The sequence below is a fragment of the Mycobacterium sp. IDUB_36 genome (genome assembly GCF_055419225.1).
Map to the genome: position 1 here is coordinate 2,279,188 of NZ_JBVAXH010000001.1, position 17,223 is coordinate 2,296,410.

The window sequence follows — 17,223 nt, forward strand, 5'->3', positions numbered from 1 at the left end:
GGCTACAAACCGATGTAGACCGCCTTGGTGTTGAAGTACGCTTCGATGCCCTTGCGGCCGCGCTCTCCGCCCCAACCCGACTGCTTGTGGCCGCTGATCGGCATCGAGGGGTCGGCTGCCAGCGACGAATTGACCCAGATCTGGCCCGCGTGAAGCTCATTCACGACGCGATGGGCGCGGGAGAGGTTCTCGGTCCAGATCGAGCCGGCCAGCCCGTAGTGGGTGTCGTTGGCCGCGGCCAGCACCTCGTCCTCGTCGTCGAACGGAATGACGCACCCGACCGGCCCGAAGATCTCCTCCTTGATGAGCCGCATGTCCGGCGTGGTGTCGGTGACGATGGTGGCCTCGTAGAAATAACCTTTGCGGTCCATCGGCTGACCGCCGGTGATCACCTTCGCGCCACCGGCGACGCCGTCGTTCACGATTCCCTCCACACGGGTGCGCTGCTTGTCGCTGATCAACGGTCCCAGAACCGAATTGGGGTCCTCGCTGCCGCCCATCGGCAACATCTTGGCGAAGGCGGCGAGACCGTCCACCACGTGGTCGTAGATGCCGCGCTGGACGTAGATGCGGGAGGTGCACGAACAGTTCTGCCCGGAGCCCGCCAGCAGGCCCATGCCGGCGCCCATGATCGCCTTGTCGAGGTTGGCGTCGTCGAACATGATCAACGGCGACTTCCCGCCCAGCTCGAGGGTGAGTCGCTTGAGATTGCCCGCGGCCGCCTTGACGATCAGTCGCCCCACCTCAGTCGAGCCGGTGAAGGAGATCTTGTCGACGTCCGGGTGGGCCGTGAGTGCCGCACCCGTGGTCTCGCCGTACCCGGTGATCACGTTCAGCACGCCGTCGGGCAGGCCGGCCTCGCGGAAGATCTCCTCCAGCTTCAGCGCGGTGAGCGGTGTCTCCTCGGCCGGCTTCAGAACGGCGCTGCACCCCGCGGCGAGGGCCGGCGCCACCTTCAGCATCGCCACGAAGAACGGTCCGTTCCAGGGGATGATCAGGCCGACCACGCCGACGGGCTCCAGCTGGGTGAAGGTGTGGTAGGTCTCCCAGGTGCCGAGCAGGCCGTCGGAAACGAGGTTTGCCGATTCGCCGTGGATCTTTCCCACCCACCCGGCGTAGTACTTCAGCATGTCGACCGACACCGGAATGATGTGCTTGGCCGCGTTGGTGTTCATGCCGTTGTCTTGAGCCTCGAGCGCGGCGAGCTCGTCCGCGCGTTCCTCGATGATGCGCGCGGCACGGAACAACACGTTCGCGCGGTGCGTGGCCGGCGCCTTGCGCCACACGCCCGATTCGAAGGTCTCACGAGCCCGGGCCACCGCCGCGTCGACGGCCGCCTGGTCGGAGTCCGGCACCTCCGCGATCTGCTCCTCGTTGGACGGGTTGAAGACCGCAATGGCGTTACTCAATGTCCTTCATCCTTTCGCGAGGCCCTACCAGCAGAACAACCTACTCTATTAATTTAGAGTCGTATATGCCGATGCGGAACGGCACAATCGGGACCGGACGACGAGTCGTGGGCGCGCGCAGTTGCGCCCGATGTGTCACGCAGGAAATGCCCAGCGAGACAATGGATTTCGGTGGCGTGACCTAAGCGCTGGGTGCCGGACTCGGCGGGGTGGCCCCCAGCGCCGCCTCTACCGTCGGATAGAGATCCAGAAGGTCGTCGATTCCCAGTAACTGCATCGATTTGACGGTAACCGGGCCCACGGCGACCACCCGGAACTCGATGGACAGTTCCTGGCACTTGCGTTGGGTCTCCATCAGCACGCTCATCCCAGCCGTGGCAAGGAAGGCGACCGCGGTGAGATCGACGATCAATATCGTGGGTCGGCGACGGAAAATGACCCGGATCTGATCGGTCAGCGTCGGCGCGGCGGCCATGTCGACGATGCCATCCGCGGCCAGCACTGTCGCGTCGCCGTCAATACGCTCGACCAGCTTCAGCGGAGAAGTGGTCACGATCGACGACCGATCCCTGCGACGACGCTGTTGTCGCGAAGGCTCGCGATCCGGTCAATGCCATGCACCACGCGCACTCCCTACCGCTTCGTTGCGACGGAACCTAACGTGCGGGCGTCGACCGCGCACCGCTTAGCCGGAATGATTCCCGCCGGAAGCCGTGTTCAAGCGCGACTCGACGGGCGCAGCGGGCAGCACTGCGCCGTTGCCGGCGGGATCCGCCGTCGCGCCATGTGATCCCGCTGCCGCGATCCGGCGACGCCAGACCAGCCGACCGACCGAGAACACGGTGACGATTCCGGCGACCAACACCACGGGCCAGAACAACGCCTGGATCAGCCAGACGCGGCGCTGGATTTTACCGATCTTGATCGATGCCTGCCGTACTCGAGCCACGCGGTCCATGTCCGCCTCCCAGACTTGGTCACCAGGGGCGGCAGCGCGCAACCCGGATTGGATGTACCCAGGCGCCGATTCCGGCAACCCACGAACTAGCCCTGAGGCCGCCGAGTGTCGGCGGCGGCGAGATGCGGGAATGATGGAGCGGTGAGTCTGCATATGGGTCTGGTCCTGCTGCTGGTTGCCGTCGCCGTCATCGTGACGGTGCAGTGGATCGCCGAACGCACCGGCTTGCCCAGCGCGGCGTTGCTGGCACTGGGCGGTATCGCTTACGCGTTTCTACCCGGCCCGAATATCGCTCTTCGTCCCGAGCCCGCGCTGTACTGCATTTTGCCGCCGCTGCTCTACTACGCGGCTCTCGAGTCCTCACTCATCGAGATCCGGCGCAACCTGCGTGCGGTGATCAGTCTGTCCGTGGTGCTCGTGCTGTTGACCGCATGTTCGGTTGGGATTGCGTTCGCCGTGCTGGTCGGCGGCGCAACGTTCGCGGTGGGCACGGCGCTCGGTGCGGCCGTGGCGCCCCCCGACCCGGTGGCAGCCCTCGCTGTTGCGCGTCGGGTCGGCCTGCCGTCGAACATCATCACCCTGATCGAGGGCGAAGGCCTGCTCAACGACGCGACGGCACTGACCACTTTGTCCGTGGCAATCGCGGTGGCCAGCGGCGGTGGTTTCTCCGCGCCGTCGGCGGCCGGAACATTCGTGTTGGCCGCCGTCGGCGGATTCGCGGTGGGAGTGGCGATCGCTGTGCTGCGACGTCTCGTCGGCCGCTGGACGTCCGACATCTTGACTGCCAACGCCGTGTCGCTGGCCACACCGTTCGTGGCCTACCTGTTGGCCGAGGAGGTATCGGCCTCGGGCGTGCTGGCAGTGGTCGTGTGCGGACTGATCGTAGGCCACGATCTGCCCCGATCGGAGTCCGGCGCGAGCCGCCTGCAAACACGGGCCGTCTGGCGCCTGGTCAACTTCCTGCTCGAAGGCTTCGTCTTTTTGCTCATCGGCCAGCAGCTCCCCCGGATCCTCGACGGATTGCACGCCTTCCCGGTGTCGACCATCGTGCTGGCTGTGGGTATCACCGTCGCGGTGGTGCTCGTGGTGCGTCCGCTGTGGTTGCTGGTCACCCAGATGCTGCCGCGCGCGCTGCACACCCGTCTCGGCGATGTCTCCGGCGCGGACCTCGACGACTCCCCCGCTTCCGGCCCTACCCGGGCCCCGGTCGATCGCGACTCGCAGCGGCTCAACGGCCGGGAGGTCTTCGTGCTGAGTTGGGCCGGCACCCGCGGCGTCGTGAGTCTGGCCGCGATCTTCACGGTGCCGCTGGTGACCGCGGACGGGACACCGTTTCCCTGCCGAGATCTGCTGCTGTTCTGCACTTTCGTGGTCGTTCTCGTCACGCTGATCGGACAGGGGCTCACCTTCGCCCCACTGGCCCGCGCCCTGGGTATTCGGGCCAAGCCCGCCGACGAGTCGCGACTTCGTAAACTCGCCGGCGTCGCCGCGATCCGGGCCGCGATCGAACGCATGGACGCGCTCAGTCAGCAGAGCCACGACGCCATCGAGTGCCAGGCCATCGACACCGTCCGCGCGCAACTCTCGGCTCGTCTCACGTCTCGACAACAACAGCTCGACGCGTTCGAGGTGTCGGACCACGACGATGTCCCCGTGTTTCCCCAGGATGAGGCGCTGCTCGAGATGCGCCGGGCGGCCATCGATGCCCAGCGCAACGAACTCGTCCGCTGGCGCGACGCCGGCATGCTTCCCGATCAAGGTCTCCGTGCGCTCGGGAGGGCGCTGGACCACGAAGAGGGCATGCTGGCGTTCAGCAGGCCTTGAACCCCCCGCGGGTCGATAGACCGCGGAAAGTGGCCGGGCAAACCCAACGACTGCAACAATTGCGATATGTCTCGTTCGGAAGAAGAAGCACCCGGGGCGGCCGCCGGCGATCTGGCGTTACTCGCGGAACTGGACGGCCTGAGGGCGCTGGGCGACAAGGAGTTCGACGCGCTGCACGTGCTCTGCCGGGCGTTGCACGTCGAGGAGGCTGACCTCGAGGGCACTCTGATCGCGATTCTCACCGCGGCGACGGCGGCCATCAATGGCGCCGACGAAGCAGGGCTCAATCTGTACGCAGGTGGCCGGTTCGAACCCCAGGCGACCATCGGGAAGGCGCCTCCGCAATTGGACGCGCTTCAGCAACGCACCAGGCGGGGACCGTGCATCGACGCTTCCCGCAAGCAGGCAAGCATTCATGTCGACGACCTCGCAGTCGACCGGCGCTGGCCCGAATTCGCCGCGGCGGCGCTGGAGTTGGGAATTCACTCGATGTTGTGTGTCCCGTTGTGGGTCGATGACCGTCGGCTGGGTTCGTTGAGCCTTTATGCACGCTCACCCATTGCATTCGACGACTCCGCGAAACGGCTCGCCGATCTGTATGCGACACACGGCGCCCTGGCTCTGCTCGAAGCCCAGCGTGCCAACCAGTTGCAGCGCGCGATCGCCAGCCGCGACGTCATCGGTCAGGCGAAGGGCGTTCTCATGGAACGCCACCGCGTCACCGCCGACCAGGCGTTCGCCCTGCTCAAGGGCGCTTCGCAACGGCTGAACATGAAAGTTGCCGAAATCGCCGAAGGTGTGGCGACCACCGGCGATCTGCCACCGATGGAAAACGCAAGCTCGGACGGGTAGCCGGCTCTTCCTCCTGCCATCTCCCCCAAAAGCACACGTTACCAACACTTTTGGGCCAAACGGGTGGCAGTCCTATGCGCGCTGATCCTTGCTGTACGCACCGGCATTGCGATTGGATCGGGGCCGAGTGGGTACCTAAGGTGCAGTTGAAACGCACCACGCCAGCCCCGCGGGTGACCAGCGCCGATCTCCGGAGCCGCTCGATGCCATCCGCACGTCCCTTCTCCCACCGCGAGAACGGCACCGACGAGCCCACCTGGCTTCTCGATTCCCGGTGGGACGACGTTCCTCGGTTGGGTCTCGACTCCATCCTTCAGCGATATCCGCATGTCGTACTGCTGGCGCCCCACCCTGATGACGAAACACTGGCCTTGGGCGGCACGTTGGCCGACCTGGCCGACAGCGCGGCAACGGTGACAGTCGTGATCGCCACCCACGGCGGTAGCGGACCCGGTTCCACCGAGCGTCGCGTCGAAGCGGAACGCGCCACCACGGTCTTGGGTGCGCATATCAAGACGGTGTGGTGGAACCTGACCGACGGGGATCTGCCCAATGCTGTCGGCGAGATGGGCGAGCGGCTGTTGGAACTCGTGGACGCGCAGACCCTGTTGTTCGCGCCGGTCGAGTGTGACGGTCACTCGGACCACGAGGCGCTGGCCGCTGCCGCTGAAGCGGTGGCGCGCGACCGCGATGCAGCGTTGCTGCACTACCCGGTCTGGCTCTGGCATTGGGCGACGCCTGACGATATCGACTGGGCGCGCATGCGCGTCACAGCGCCTTCGCTGCGAGCGCTGATCGCCAAATCCGCCGCAATCGATTGCTACACAAGCCAACTCACTTCAGGCGACGGATTTCCCGTGATCGGATCGGCGGTCTCGGCCCGAGCCAACCGAGTGATGGAGACCGTCCTGCTACCGCTACCGCCTGAGCTCGCCTCACGCGTTGCCGACGATGTCGAGTCGCATCGCTCGCGGGCGCAGATAGCCGAGCCATTCGACACAATGATCGACGACGGTACGAATGACCCGTGGCAGCTCGACGGATCAGAATACGAAAAGCGGCGCGTCGAGCTCACTCTCGCCTGCCTGGGTCGCCAGTACTACTCAAGGGTCTTGGAAATCGGTTGCGCCACTGGGCAAATCTCGGCCCGGCTCCGCGAGCGCGCCGGTCACGTCACTGGGATGGATGCCAGCGCAAGGGCCCTCGGCATCGCTCGCGCCCGAACCGAAGATGTCGACTGGCTCCTTGGCGCCGCCCCATCCGACATTCCCGCTTCGGAGTTCGACCTGATCGTGCTGTCCGAGGTCACGTACTTCCTCGACGGTCCCGAACTCTTGGCGACGCTTCGCGCGGTACGGCGTCAACTGCGCCCGCGCGGGGAGATAGTGATCGCCAACTGGTCTGCACCCACCGAGAACATCCCACTCGACGGACCCACCGTTCACACCCAAGCGGCCGCGGTATTCGACTTACCGTTACGGGCCCGGTATCACGACGCCGATCTCACGATTCAGGTATGGGGTGAACCGCGCTCGGTATACCGCGAATGCGCAGACACGACATAACAACCGCCGCATGGTCACCTGCGGCATTGGCCGAGCGGGAACACACATCTACACATGAATAATGCTGGCCACCAGATGATTCCGGTGACCAGCATCAAACAACGAGCACTAGCTCTTGAAGGCGTCCTTCACCTTTTCGCCGGCATCCTTCAGGCTCGACTTGGCCTGATCGATCTTGCCTTCGTTCTTGGTGCTGTCATCGCCGGTCACCTTGCCGACGGCCTCTTTGGCCTTGCCGCCCAGGTCTTCGATTTTGTTGCTTGCTTTGTCTTCGGCGCCCATCTCATCGCCTCCTTCAGAGTCTTCTGGATGATGGTCCGTCTGGTGTACCCCGCGCCGGGCGACCCTAAAACCGGATCCGCCCCGGGGGCAGAGCCTCGCGCCCCACGAATCAAATCGTTCGGTGCTGGCTACTCAACACTCGAGCACCGAGACCCTGCCTTATCCGTCATACCCGCTGGGCGCAGGAAATATCAGATTCGTTCGCTCGGCTTGCCGGATGCCCGCCCGACCCAGACGGTTTGTCTTCATGGGGATGCAACTTTGCGCGGGCGGCCCGCAACGTCGCGGGTGATCAAGCCTTCTCGTTCGAAATCGGCCAACCAACCCTGCATCGGCCACCAGCCCCAACGCCGGTGGAAGATACGGGCGTTGCGCACAATGTCCTCGACGTGCTGGACGGGCGGGTCGGTGGTCGGGTGGTACTGGTGCAGGGCATGCGCGCCCCCCACCCATCGCATCGAGATTCCCTGCGCTGCAGCACATTGCGCGAAGTCAGTGTCTTCTCCTCCGTAGCCGCGGTACCGCTCGCAGAAGCCACCGATCTTGGTCCAGGTGGCCGCGGTGACCGCGAACGACAGGGACCAGAACAAGGCGTAGTCCGTCGTGACCACGATCTGGTCATCGGGCGGGTTCGGGCGCGCCGGGTGGGGGTCGACCTGCGCCCTCAGGTCGTCGAGTAGATAGCCGCCCGGCCCCGGAGGGGGTAGATAGGTCACCGGCCCGCACAGCAGTGCGTCGACGCCTCGCTGCTGCTCGGCTGCTTCGTGGTACCGCGCGATCAACTCGGTGTCGGGGATGCAATCGACGTCGAGGAATACCAGCAACTCCGCGGACATGGCGAGTGCCGCCGCCGCTCCCCGATTGCGACCGTAGGCAACCGGAAGGGGCTCAGCCACTTCCACATCGACGACCGTCGCCGATGAGCCCTCGTCGGCGACGATGTCAGCGACGTGCAGATCGTCGAGTGCGACGATGACGTGCAGGTCGGGGCGCCTGGTACTGCGCGCCAACCCCTCGAGCTGGCAACGTAAATGGGGTCCCCGCCCCCGGACGACAGTGATGACCGCGGTCTTCACGACGCGCTCGCCAGCGCGCAGCGTCGCACGGTTGCGTCGATCGCCTGGGCCGCGCGCGACGCCGCGCCCGATACCTCCCAGCGTGACCACTTCTCCGGATCGCTCGCCCCGGCATGCGCGATCAGGCCGGGCCACGCACGAACATCCGGCCACTGGCGCGCCACGGTCGCAAGTCGGTGGCGGCGCAACACCGTTGCCGTTGCCGGCTGTTCGTCGTACGGCCGCGGCTGGGCGATCACCACGGTCCGACGTCGCGCGGCTGCGACGTCGGCGACGGCACTTTGTCCCGCATGGGTTATGACGATGTCGGCGGCGCAGATCTGCGGCCAGGGGTCTTCGACCCACGTGTTGTCTGCTCCGCCGATCGCGGTCCAGGTCGTCCCGGGACAGGCCGCCGCGCACTCGTCGAGCTGGCTTCCCAGACAGGCGCCCGCTCCGGAGAGGACCAGCACCCGGGCGCCGGACGAGGCGCCGGCATCGTCGGGCGGGCCTGCCGGTGGACACGACCGTCCGTCATACCGGCTGATCCCGCCCACGAAACTCGTCTTGTCCGCATGAGGTCGAAGCCACGGCGGAAGGTACAGCTCCCGCGGCCACGCCGCGATGATGTGGTCGGCGAGTCGATGTACCAGCGCGTGGGGAGCGTCGAAACGCTTCCCCGGCAACGCCACAACAATAACGGGCACGCCCAGCAACCGCACCAACGTCGCGATCTCCACGGAGATGTCGGTCACGACTGCAGCCGGACGGGCTGCGTCGATCCAGTCTGATATCGCATTCATCCGCTTCCGGAAACCGTTGTGATGGTGGGGCGCCCAGTGCAAAGCTCCGTGCGCGGTCGGTTCCATCACCCGGTCTTCATCGTCGTCACGCGGTAGCTTCACGACTGCGGCGAACGGGTGCGGCTCGGGAATGTCCATGGAACTCAGCGCCGTCGTTGGGCACTGCAACTGTTCGCAGACGCTGATCGCTCGGGCCAGATGACCGAAGCCCTGGTGATGGATGTAATAGCCAATCATGTCTTTCCTCAGGATGTTCGAGCATTCTTCGATAGAGACTCACGTAGGCCGAAACCATCGCCTCCGACGAGCAATGGCGCAGCGCGTGATCCCGCACCGTGGGCCGTGCAAGCCGGATGGCATCTGGAATCGCGGCCGCCATTGCTGCGGCATCACCAGGAGCTACCAGCCGCCCCGACTGTGGCGCAACGAGTTCCGGTATACCTCCGCGCGCAAAGGCCACGACAGGAGTGCCGCAACACATCGCCTCGGCTACGACGAGGCCGTACGGTTCGTCCCACATCGGGGTCACCAATACCGCGCTGGCCCGGCCGATCACCGTGGCCAGTTGGCCTTGGTCGAGATGACCGGCGTAGCGAATGTTCTCGCTCAGGTGCGGCTTGACCTGATCGTCGAAGTACTGGGGGTCGGAGATCGGTCCGACGAGTGTGAGGGACCGGCCGGCACGGCGGGCCGCCGCGATCGCGAGATGCGGCGCCTTCTCCCCGGTGATCCGCCCAAACCACAGCAATGCCCCGCCCCCGCTCCCCAACGGCCACCGGTCGGGGTCGATTCCGTTGGGCACGACCGTCATCTGCGGAATGGCGTCGCGCCACAGTTCTGCGGTATGTGCCGACACCGCGGCGAATCGGGTGCCGACCCCACCGGAGGCGTCGATCGCCGATTCCAACCAGGGTGTCGGCGGGGTGTGCACCGTCGTCAGCATCGGGATGGACAGCATGGACGCCATCGCAACCGGAAGGTAATGCAGGCTGTGATTGTGGATGATGTCGAAATCACCTCGACCTGCGCCGGCTAGCTGCATCATCAGCGTCAGGTAGGCGTGGTGGTCTGCCATGAATGCTTCGGGTGACATTGACGCATCAGCTCGGGCCGACTCCGTGAACACGAGATGCCGCACGGCCAGGGTGCGGCAGTCGAGGTCGCGGTCCGAGCCCGGGGCGGCGAACACCGACACCTCGTGGCCGAGCCCGGCGAGCGCTCGCGACAGATGCCAGACGTGCGCTTCCAAGCCGCCCGCGAACGGCTGGCTGATGGGAAAGCGGCTCGACGCGATCAACGCTATTCGGAGCTGAGCAGTCATGGCAGTACGTCCTCGTACAGACGTCCGTGCGCCGTCGCAAGTTCGGCTCGTTCGGCGCGCCGCGCGGGCCAACTCGCGCGCGGAGGGGGTTGGTCCGTCGCCCAGTGCCGGTAGGCGTCGTCAACCGCACGTCGCAGGGACTCTGCGTCAAAGCTGTCGACCGTGAAATCGTATACGCCGCAGGGCTTTTGCTGGTCATAGAATCCGCAGCTCGGAGCGATGACAGCAGTGCCGAGATCGAAGCAGGCTTCTATCCACCCCGAATGGGTGCCGAACCGGTAGGGCAATACCGACACCGAGAGCGACTCCAGGTACTCCCAGAGTTCGTCGTCCGAGAAGTAGGGGTGCACACGGACGTGTACCTGCTCGCGTCGGTCATATCTCAGCAGAGCCTCGCCGGAACGCGGCGCGAACCAGTAATTGCCGGGATCGAAGATTTCGTCGTGGACGTCGATCTGGAGGACGGCCCGCGGTAGCCGCGTCACGATGTCGGCCAGCGCTTCGACGACGGGGAGGGGATCCATATTGGCGCGAAGGCTTTTCGTGTGTAGCCCGACGACGAATTGGGTGGTTGTCCGCCGGACCCGGCCGATGTGCTCCGGTTCGAGGACATGCGGGTGTGGCAGTACGTGGCAGGCGCGACCCCAGCGGCGCCGAATCTCTTCGGCGGCACCCGCGGTCAGGGTGATCAGTTCGTCGGCGGCTGTGACGAGCACGTCCTGCAGCACGGCGTGCGCCTCGGGGTCGGGGTGGTGAGGGTTGCGCAGGTCGTGGACGGTGTACAACAGCGGCTTACCGTGCTCCTTCAGTTCCTGCATCACGTCGGCGAGCGCACCGGGCTCTACGGCATCGAACCCGAAATGCACATGGAACACGTCGAATCGAGCATGGTTGGCCGTCACCCATCCGGGCTCCAGCATCACCGGGGGCCACCAACCCCAGGGCACGGTTCGACCATCTTTTGGCACCGGATCCCGCAGCCGCACTACATCATTGGCACCGGCTGGATCATTGGCACCGGCTGGGTCGGACAAGTGGCGAACATAGACGTGCGACGCCGGCACGGAAGCAACACGCAACGACTGTCTCCTTCAGCAAGAATGATCGCGATGACGACGCGCGGGCGATCGTGACCCTGGCTTCCGCGTATCGATTCCTTGGGCTGAAGAATGCGTCGTCCCTTTAATACCCCGCGTCGACTCACATCAACCAGAGCTTCGTGACAAGCCTCGGGCCGCCGCCCTGGCCGGAGCTTTCTGCCGGACGGACTGTCAGTCCGTATCGTCGATGTCAGCTGATGACGACCACCCCGATCTCCCCTTTGCCGCCCGACCTCCCCAGCGGCCACGCCATGACATCGTGGGCACCGGCGCGGGTGTTGGTGACCCGATCGGCCTTCGAGTTACCCCATGGCGCAAACATTGTCGTCCGATGCGAAGCCGCCGGGGTCGCCGATATCGACGTGCTGCCGGGCGACCGGCTACCACCGTTGCGCGCCGACAACGATCGCGCCGCCTACGCCCTGGCCAAGCGCACGCTCGCCGTGGTCGTCGCGCCGCCCAGCAAGCGTCGCCTCCAGCCCATTCCACCGAGCGCGGACTGGCGCATCGATCTCGCCCAGGGTTGCCCCGCGCACTGTCAGTACTGCTACCTGGCCGGGTCGCTGTCCGGGCCGCCGATCACCCGCGTCTACGCGAACCTGCCCGAGATACTCGCGGAGATGGACGACCACGTCGGCCGCGGAACGATCACTTCGGCTTCGATCGAAAGAGCCGAGGAGGGAACCACATTCGAGGCGTCGTGCTACACCGATCCATTGGCCTTGGAGCAAGTCACCGGATCGTTGTCGGCGACGATCACGCACGTCGGCACCCATGATTGGCCGACGCCGGTCGGCCTTCGGTTCACCACCAAATTCGATGATGTCGCACCGCTGCTCGACCTGCCGCACGCCGGCCGCACCCGGGTGCGAATGTCGGTCAACGCCGACCAGGTAGCCAGACGGTTCGAGGGCGGCACCGCTCGCCTGCCGCGACGGATCGCGGCGCTTCAGAAGCTGGCGATCGCCGGGTACCCCATTGGTCTCACCATCGCCCCGATCATGCCGATCCCACACTGGCGTGCCGGCTATCGCGCTCTACTGCAGCAAGTCGCGGATGCCGTGGCCGACGTGCCCGACCTCGATCTCACGGTTGAATGCATCACGCACCGCTTCACTCCGGCCAGCAGGGACGTGCTGCTGGGCTGGTATCCGGGGACGAAGCTGGAGATGGACGATTCATCGCGAACCCGCAAGTTCGGAAAGTTCGGCTCGGCGAAGTACGTCTATCCGAAAAATGTCATGTCCGAACTGCGCTCGTGGTTCACGACCGCCCTCGCCGAGGTACTGCCCACGGCACGAACGCTCTACTGGACCTGATCCTCTGCTGGTGGGGTCGGACGACTTGACGTGTTGACAAGTCGGTGGTGAAGGCGTTCCCTGGACTGTGTTGAGTATGCAGCCGGCCTGGGGTCGGTGTCGTAGCCGTCCATCGGCCTTCGGCACGGATTGCTCGTAGCACCGCCGCCCAGTTTCTGACTTGATTCGCACGTCGTGGCAATCGCTGGCGCACAACGCTTTCAGCCCTTGCTCTCGCTTCCGCGCGTCCTGGAACCGTTCGGGTTGTCTGTTCAACCCCGGCGAGTCCCCCGTCAGAACGCACCAGCGACTCGTCTATGCAACGGGCGCCATCACACAGGAGTGGATATGTACCTGCACACCCAGCAGTTCATCAACGAAATAGCCGTCGACGAACCCGATCCGGCCGCTGCGAACGCACTGCAAGAAGGGCTCGGCGGCCAGTTCGGTGAGATGCGGACGATGATGCAGTACCTCTTTCAAAGCATGAACTTTCGCGGCGACGTCGCGTCGAAACCCTTCAAGGACTTACTGCAGGGGGTCGGCACCGAGGAAATCAGTCACGTCGAGCTCATCGGAACCACCATCTCTCGCCTTCTGGACGGCTCACCTGAGTACAAAGGCAAGAAGACCGAGTCGGTCGACGCGCCGGGCGCCAAAGGTGCCACGCCGCTGAAGATCGCGCTGGACACCGGCAACATCCACCACTACTTGGTGGGTGCCCAAGGCGCGCTACCGGTTGACGCTGCCGGCAATCCCTGGAGCGGATCGTATGTCTACAACAGTGGAAACCTCGTCCTCGACCTGCTCTACAACTTGATGCTGGAATCCACTGGCCGCCTGCAGAAGTGCCGCATCTATCAGATGACGGACAACAAGACGGCTCGTTCGACGATCGCTTACCTCATCGTCCGCGACCAGGCGCATGAGAACGCATTCGCGAAGGCTTTGGAAGCGTTGGGAGTGAATTGGGGTTCGGTACTTCCCATTCCGAAGACGAACGCCGAGAAATTTCCGGAGGTCAAGAAGCTGCTCGATCTCGGTCTGCAAAGCATCCAGTACACGTTCAGCGCCGATGACCAGAGCCAGGCGGACCGCCTCTATCGGGGTGCGTCACCGTCGAACGACGGAACAGAGCTCAGCACCGCAGTCATGCCCGAAGGTTTCCCGATGACCATCTCACCGGAGCGGCGCGAAGAGTTCGCACCGGGTCTCGACGCCGGACTGCTCGAACTCATCCAGGCCACTGCTGAAGCTGAAATCGACGCGCTGAAGAATTGAGAAGACGCCGCTGCGGGCTGTACGAGGCGTACCAACGTTTCGGCAGTCCTGCATCGGGTACATCAACCTCACGCGCTGAGTTCTTCTTTGCGTTGCTTCGCTGAGACTAGAACACACTGGTTTGCGAATCCCATTTTCTTCCACATTATCTGGCGTTTCGCCATAGTTCAGGAGCGATCATGCACAAAACCATCGCGATAATCTCAGCAACCGGGGCCCTGTTGTTCGGCGGGGCGGGCGTTGCCGCCGCCGCCGTCAGTTCACCCGTACCGTCGTCGACATCAACCACGTTGGCGGACAACATGAATGGTGACACCGGCCAGCACAATGACAACAGCGGCAAATGGGGCATGTTCGGCCTGCTCGGTTTGTTCGGGCTGGCGGGACTGAAGCGGCGCAACACGGTTGACACCGCCGTGGATGCGGGACCGACCGCGACCCGCGGGCGCGTCTAGTCTTTCGATTTACGCGTGACAGCCCTCGCCGGCCTCGAAGTCCGGCGGGGGCTGTCCTCGCTAATCAGTGATTCCAGGACACATCTGTCCGACGACTGTCAGCGCAATCAGAATCAACTGTCGCCCAACCGGATTCGTACTAAATCAAGGACGGCCGCACTATGACTCAAAACTCCAACCTGGCCGCTCTGACGGCCGCCGGCGTATCCGTATGGCTGGACGACCTGTCTCGAAACCGGTTGGAATCCGGCAACCTCCAAGAGCTCATCGACACCCGGAGCGTGGTGGGCGTCACCACCAATCCGTCGATCTTTCAGGCGGCCCTGTCCCAGGGCGACGCCTACGACGCTCAGATCGCCGAACTGGCCGGGCAGAAGACGGATGCCGAGGCGGCCATACGCGCGGTGACCACGGACGACGTCCGCTCGGCATGCGATCTGCTCACCCCGCAGTGGGACGCATCCGACGGTGTCGACGGCAGAGTTTCCATCGAGGTTGACCCCGGCCTCGCTCATGACGCTGACAAGACGATCAGCCAGGCTGTCGAGTTGTGGAAGATCGTCGACCGGCCAAACCTTTTCATCAAGATTCCGGCGATGGAAGATGGCCTGCCGGCGATCAGCGAGGCTATCGGCCAGGGGATCTCGGTCAATGTGACGCTGATCTTCTCCGTCGAGCGGCACAAACTGGTGATGGACGCCTACCTGGACGGCTTGGAGGCCGCCAAGGCCGCGGGACACGACCTGTCCACGATCCACTCCGTCGCCTCGTTCTTCGTGTCCCGAGTGGACGCCGAAATAGACCGGCGGCTGGACGACATCGGTAGCGACGAAGCCAAGGCCTTGCGCGGCCAGGCAGGGGTGGCCAACGCCCGATTGGCTTATGCCGCATACCAAGAGGTCTTCGATCAGGGCAGCCGCTTCGCTGCGCTCCGGGCCGACGGCGCAAGGGTGCAGCGCCCGCTATGGGCGTCGACCGGGGTCAAGAACGACGACTACTCCGACACGCTGTACGTGACCGAGCTCGTCGCTCCTTACACCGTGAACACCATGCCGGAGGCCACGATAAAGGCCGTCGCCGACCACGCGGCCATCAAGGGCGACACCGTCACCGGAACGTCCGCAGCGGCCCAGACGGTATTCGATTCGCTCGAAGCCCTCGGGATCGACCTGCGTGACGTCTTCCTGAAGCTGGAGAACGAAGGTGTCGAGAAGTTCAAAGAGGCGTGGTCGAAGTTGCTGGCCGCCACCGAAGAGCAGCTCGACTCAGCATCGAAATAGCCGCTGCGCGAAGCGGATCGCGATTCTTCAGGCCCGGGTGAAAGGCTGCCCGGGCCGCGGCCTCAGTGCGAGGCGGTCAGATCCCGGGTGGCCGGACCCTCGAGCAGGGTGCCGTCGGGAGCGAAGCGCGATCCGTGCAGCGGGCATTCCCAGGCGTGGTCGGCGTCGTTCCAGTTCACGATTCCCCCGAGATGTGGGCATACCGGCGAGACACGGTGTTCGACGCCGTCCACCCGACATCTGGCTTCCAGGTGCCAGGGAGGACCGCTGACAACCCCGCCCTCGCTCGCATCAGGGTCGCGACTGACAGTACGTGCCAGCGGAGTTATCCATCCCTTGGTCAAGTTGAACCCGACTTGCAGATTGGACTGCATCGCTGTTCGCAAGCCCGAGAGTTCGTGCGAGCTCCAACTGGCGAAAGCGCTCGACCAGTCCATCCGGCCGCCCAGTATGCGACTCGACAGCGCCAACGCCGCCGCGGGCCCGTTGGTCATGCCCCACTTGTTGAATCCTGTTGCAATCATGATGTTTTCGCTGCCGGGCAGGATCGGCCCGACGTACGGTAGTTCGTCGATCGGCGAGTAGTCCTGGGCAGACCAGAAATGCGTCTGCTCCGCTCCCGGGTAGTGCCGTCGCGTCCAGTCCGCCAGCTCCGCCAGCGCCGTCGAGGGACTCTTCTCCCGACCGACGGTGTGTCCCGCGCCCCCGACGATCAGCCGTTCTCCGTCCGCGACGGGCGCATACCGCACTGAGCGCGTTGGCGAGTCGGTTGAGATCATCATGGGCCGCGTGACATCGCCGGGGACTTTGAAGGCGTAGCAGTATGACCGGCTCGGCTTCACCCGCGCGAAGTATCCGCCCCGGTCGAGGATCGGGATTCCGGTGGCCAACACCAATTGTGCGGTGTTCAACTCCGTTTCCTGTTGCGCGGCGTCGTTCACGCGAACGCGCAAGTTCTCCCCACGGCCCGACACACTGCGCACACGGGTGTGCTCGAGTACCTTCCCGCCGTGGCGGATCAGTTCGACGGCCAGGGCATCCAGGAACGACATCGGATCCATCTGCGCCTGCTCGGGGAGACGAACACCACCGTGGTACGGAAAGGGAACGTCGGCATCGGCTTCCCATGTGGCGGGAAGTCCCACTGCGCGGCACGCATCGAATTCGTCGCGAGCTGTCGGCACACCATCGCTCGACTGCGCGTAGGTGTAGGCATCTTCGCGCTGCAGCGCGACGTCGTTGGTGGCGCAGTAGTTCAGCACCCAGCTCTGACCCTCGCGATTGCCGTCGACGTAGGCGCGAGCGACATCCTCGCTGTGCTTGGCCAGAATCTTCGAAAGATGGCTGCCCTGAAGCAGACTGAACTTGGCGGTGGTGTTTCCGGTGGCGCAGGAACCGACTGTGCGGGCCTCCAGCACCACCACCTCTTTGCCGGCGCGGGCCAGCAGTACCGCGGTCATCAGCCCGGTGATCCCGGCGCCCACGACAATCACGTCGGCTCGACGGCCTACATCTTCCGTCGTACTGGCAGCCCACGGCTGTTCGACTCGGTCGGTTAGCCAAAGAGAAGTCACCCCAAGGTGATACCCCGGCGGCTATACCGGGAAACGGTTTCGGATCACACCATGTGGTGACTCATCGGCGACATGGTCGCGCTGCCAGCCGAGTTCGACGGCGCAACGGCGGCGACCGTGATCTCACAGTCGCCACCGCTCGCTCCAATTCTGCTGCACACCTTGG

General features: G+C 64.7%; 16 protein-coding genes. 7 read left to right on the forward strand and 9 right to left on the reverse strand.

The window, feature by feature from the left end; genetic code table 11:
* Window positions 1-2: 2 nt before the first annotated feature.
* From ACZYW1_RS11190 to ACZYW1_RS11200, 3 genes are all read right to left on the reverse strand, one after another.
* The gene (locus ACZYW1_RS11190) at window positions 3-1,409 is read right to left on the reverse strand and encodes an aldehyde dehydrogenase family protein (RefSeq protein WP_463785751.1); all 1,407 of its coding nucleotides are present in this window, start codon (window positions 1,407-1,409) and stop codon (window positions 3-5) included.
* 181 nt (window positions 1,410-1,590) lie between these two features.
* Window positions 1,591-1,962, reverse strand: coding sequence for an STAS domain-containing protein (locus tag ACZYW1_RS11195; RefSeq protein WP_463785752.1), 372 nt, complete (start codon window positions 1,960-1,962; stop codon window positions 1,591-1,593).
* Window positions 1,963-2,094: 132 nt separating this feature from the next.
* The gene (locus ACZYW1_RS11200) at window positions 2,095-2,367 is read right to left on the reverse strand and encodes a hypothetical protein (RefSeq protein ID WP_463785753.1); all 273 of its coding nucleotides are present in this window, start codon (window positions 2,365-2,367) and stop codon (window positions 2,095-2,097) included.
* 153 nt (window positions 2,368-2,520) lie between these two features.
* Here ACZYW1_RS11200 and ACZYW1_RS11205 point away from each other — a divergent pair, with 153 nt between their 5' ends.
* From ACZYW1_RS11205 to ACZYW1_RS11215, 3 genes are all read left to right on the forward strand, one after another.
* The gene (locus ACZYW1_RS11205) at window positions 2,521-4,191 is read left to right on the forward strand and encodes a cation:proton antiporter (RefSeq protein WP_463787797.1); all 1,671 of its coding nucleotides are present in this window, start codon (window positions 2,521-2,523) and stop codon (window positions 4,189-4,191) included.
* 66 nt (window positions 4,192-4,257) lie between these two features.
* Window positions 4,258-5,043, forward strand: a complete 786-nt coding sequence (locus ACZYW1_RS11210; protein WP_463785755.1) for an ANTAR domain-containing protein — start codon at window positions 4,258-4,260, stop codon at window positions 5,041-5,043.
* A 203-nt stretch (window positions 5,044-5,246) separates the two neighbouring features.
* On the forward strand, window positions 5,247-6,608 hold the full coding sequence (locus tag ACZYW1_RS11215) for a PIG-L family deacetylase (RefSeq protein ID WP_463785757.1): 1,362 nt from the start codon (window positions 5,247-5,249) through the stop codon (window positions 6,606-6,608).
* A 108-nt stretch (window positions 6,609-6,716) separates the two neighbouring features.
* Here the strand turns inward: ACZYW1_RS11215 and ACZYW1_RS11220 are convergent, their stop codons facing one another.
* The 5 genes from ACZYW1_RS11220 to ACZYW1_RS11240 all read right to left on the reverse strand — a co-directional run bounded on the left by ACZYW1_RS11220 (window position 6,717) and on the right by ACZYW1_RS11240 (window position 11,133).
* On the reverse strand, window positions 6,717-6,890 hold the full coding sequence (locus ACZYW1_RS11220) for a CsbD family protein (RefSeq protein WP_292988680.1): 174 nt from the start codon (window positions 6,888-6,890) through the stop codon (window positions 6,717-6,719).
* Window positions 6,891-7,135: 245 nt separating this feature from the next.
* Window positions 7,136-7,966 carry a galactosyltransferase-related protein gene (locus ACZYW1_RS11225; RefSeq protein WP_463785759.1) on the reverse strand — a complete coding sequence of 277 codons (831 nt, stop codon included), beginning with the start codon at window positions 7,964-7,966 and terminating at the stop codon, window positions 7,136-7,138.
* Window positions 7,963-8,886, reverse strand: a complete 924-nt coding sequence (locus tag ACZYW1_RS11230) for a glycosyltransferase (protein WP_463785761.1) — start codon at window positions 8,884-8,886, stop codon at window positions 7,963-7,965. The genes ACZYW1_RS11225 and ACZYW1_RS11230 overlap by 4 nt, the downstream gene beginning before the upstream one ends.
* Window positions 8,834-10,069: a glycosyltransferase gene (locus ACZYW1_RS11235; RefSeq protein ID WP_463785762.1), complete on the reverse strand. Its 1,236-nt coding sequence runs from the start codon at window positions 10,067-10,069 to the stop codon at window positions 8,834-8,836. The genes ACZYW1_RS11230 and ACZYW1_RS11235 overlap by 53 nt, the downstream gene beginning before the upstream one ends.
* The gene (locus ACZYW1_RS11240) at window positions 10,066-11,133 is read right to left on the reverse strand and encodes a glycosyltransferase family protein (protein ID WP_463787799.1); all 1,068 of its coding nucleotides are present in this window, start codon (window positions 11,131-11,133) and stop codon (window positions 10,066-10,068) included. Before ACZYW1_RS11240 ends, ACZYW1_RS11235 begins: the two co-directional genes overlap by 4 nt.
* Window positions 11,134-11,366: 233 nt before the next feature.
* On the opposite strand from ACZYW1_RS11240, the gene ACZYW1_RS11245 reads away from it, so the two are divergent.
* The 4 genes from ACZYW1_RS11245 (at window position 11,367) to tal (ending at window position 15,483) form a co-directional block, all read left to right on the forward strand.
* Window positions 11,367-12,488, forward strand: a complete 1,122-nt coding sequence (locus tag ACZYW1_RS11245) for a spore photoproduct lyase family protein (protein WP_463785764.1) — start codon at window positions 11,367-11,369, stop codon at window positions 12,486-12,488.
* Window positions 12,489-12,815: 327 nt separating this feature from the next.
* Complete coding sequence (locus ACZYW1_RS11250) at window positions 12,816-13,748, forward strand: manganese catalase family protein (RefSeq protein WP_463787800.1); 933 nt, start codon at window positions 12,816-12,818, stop codon at window positions 13,746-13,748.
* A gap of 179 nt (window positions 13,749-13,927) precedes the next feature.
* Window positions 13,928-14,203, forward strand: coding sequence for a WGxxGxxG family protein (locus ACZYW1_RS11255; protein ID WP_463785765.1), 276 nt, complete (start codon window positions 13,928-13,930; stop codon window positions 14,201-14,203).
* Between the two features lie 161 nt (window positions 14,204-14,364).
* Entirely contained in the window at window positions 14,365-15,483 is a 1,119-nt protein-coding gene (gene tal / locus ACZYW1_RS11260; protein WP_463785767.1) for a transaldolase, read from the forward strand.
* Between the two features lie 62 nt (window positions 15,484-15,545).
* On the opposite strand, the gene ACZYW1_RS11265 is transcribed toward tal, so the two are convergent.
* Window positions 15,546-17,057: an FAD-dependent oxidoreductase gene (locus tag ACZYW1_RS11265; RefSeq protein ID WP_463785768.1), complete on the reverse strand. Its 1,512-nt coding sequence runs from the start codon at window positions 17,055-17,057 to the stop codon at window positions 15,546-15,548.
* Between the last annotated feature and the right edge of the window lie 166 nt (window positions 17,058-17,223).

Coding starts and splice junctions, on each gene's coding strand:
- ACZYW1_RS11200 (WP_463785753.1), bottom strand. CDS start 2,367: ATGGACCGCGTGGCTCGAGTACGGCAGGCATCGATCAAGATCGGTAAA.
- ACZYW1_RS11205 (WP_463787797.1), top strand. CDS start 2,521: ATGGGTCTGGTCCTGCTGCTGGTTGCCGTCGCCGTCATCGTGACGGTG.
- ACZYW1_RS11210 (WP_463785755.1), top strand. CDS start 4,258: ATGTCTCGTTCGGAAGAAGAAGCACCCGGGGCGGCCGCCGGCGATCTG.
- ACZYW1_RS11215 (WP_463785757.1), top strand. CDS start 5,247: ATGCCATCCGCACGTCCCTTCTCCCACCGCGAGAACGGCACCGACGAG.
- ACZYW1_RS11220 (WP_292988680.1), bottom strand. CDS start 6,890: ATGGGCGCCGAAGACAAAGCAAGCAACAAAATCGAAGACCTGGGCGGC.
- ACZYW1_RS11230 (WP_463785761.1), bottom strand. CDS start 8,886: ATGGACATTCCCGAGCCGCACCCGTTCGCCGCAGTCGTGAAGCTACCG.
- ACZYW1_RS11235 (WP_463785762.1), bottom strand. CDS start 10,069: ATGACTGCTCAGCTCCGAATAGCGTTGATCGCGTCGAGCCGCTTTCCC.
- ACZYW1_RS11245 (WP_463785764.1), top strand. CDS start 11,367: ATGACGACCACCCCGATCTCCCCTTTGCCGCCCGACCTCCCCAGCGGC.
- ACZYW1_RS11250 (WP_463787800.1), top strand. CDS start 12,816: ATGTACCTGCACACCCAGCAGTTCATCAACGAAATAGCCGTCGACGAA.
- ACZYW1_RS11255 (WP_463785765.1), top strand. CDS start 13,928: ATGCACAAAACCATCGCGATAATCTCAGCAACCGGGGCCCTGTTGTTC.
- tal (WP_463785767.1), top strand. CDS start 14,365: ATGACTCAAAACTCCAACCTGGCCGCTCTGACGGCCGCCGGCGTATCC.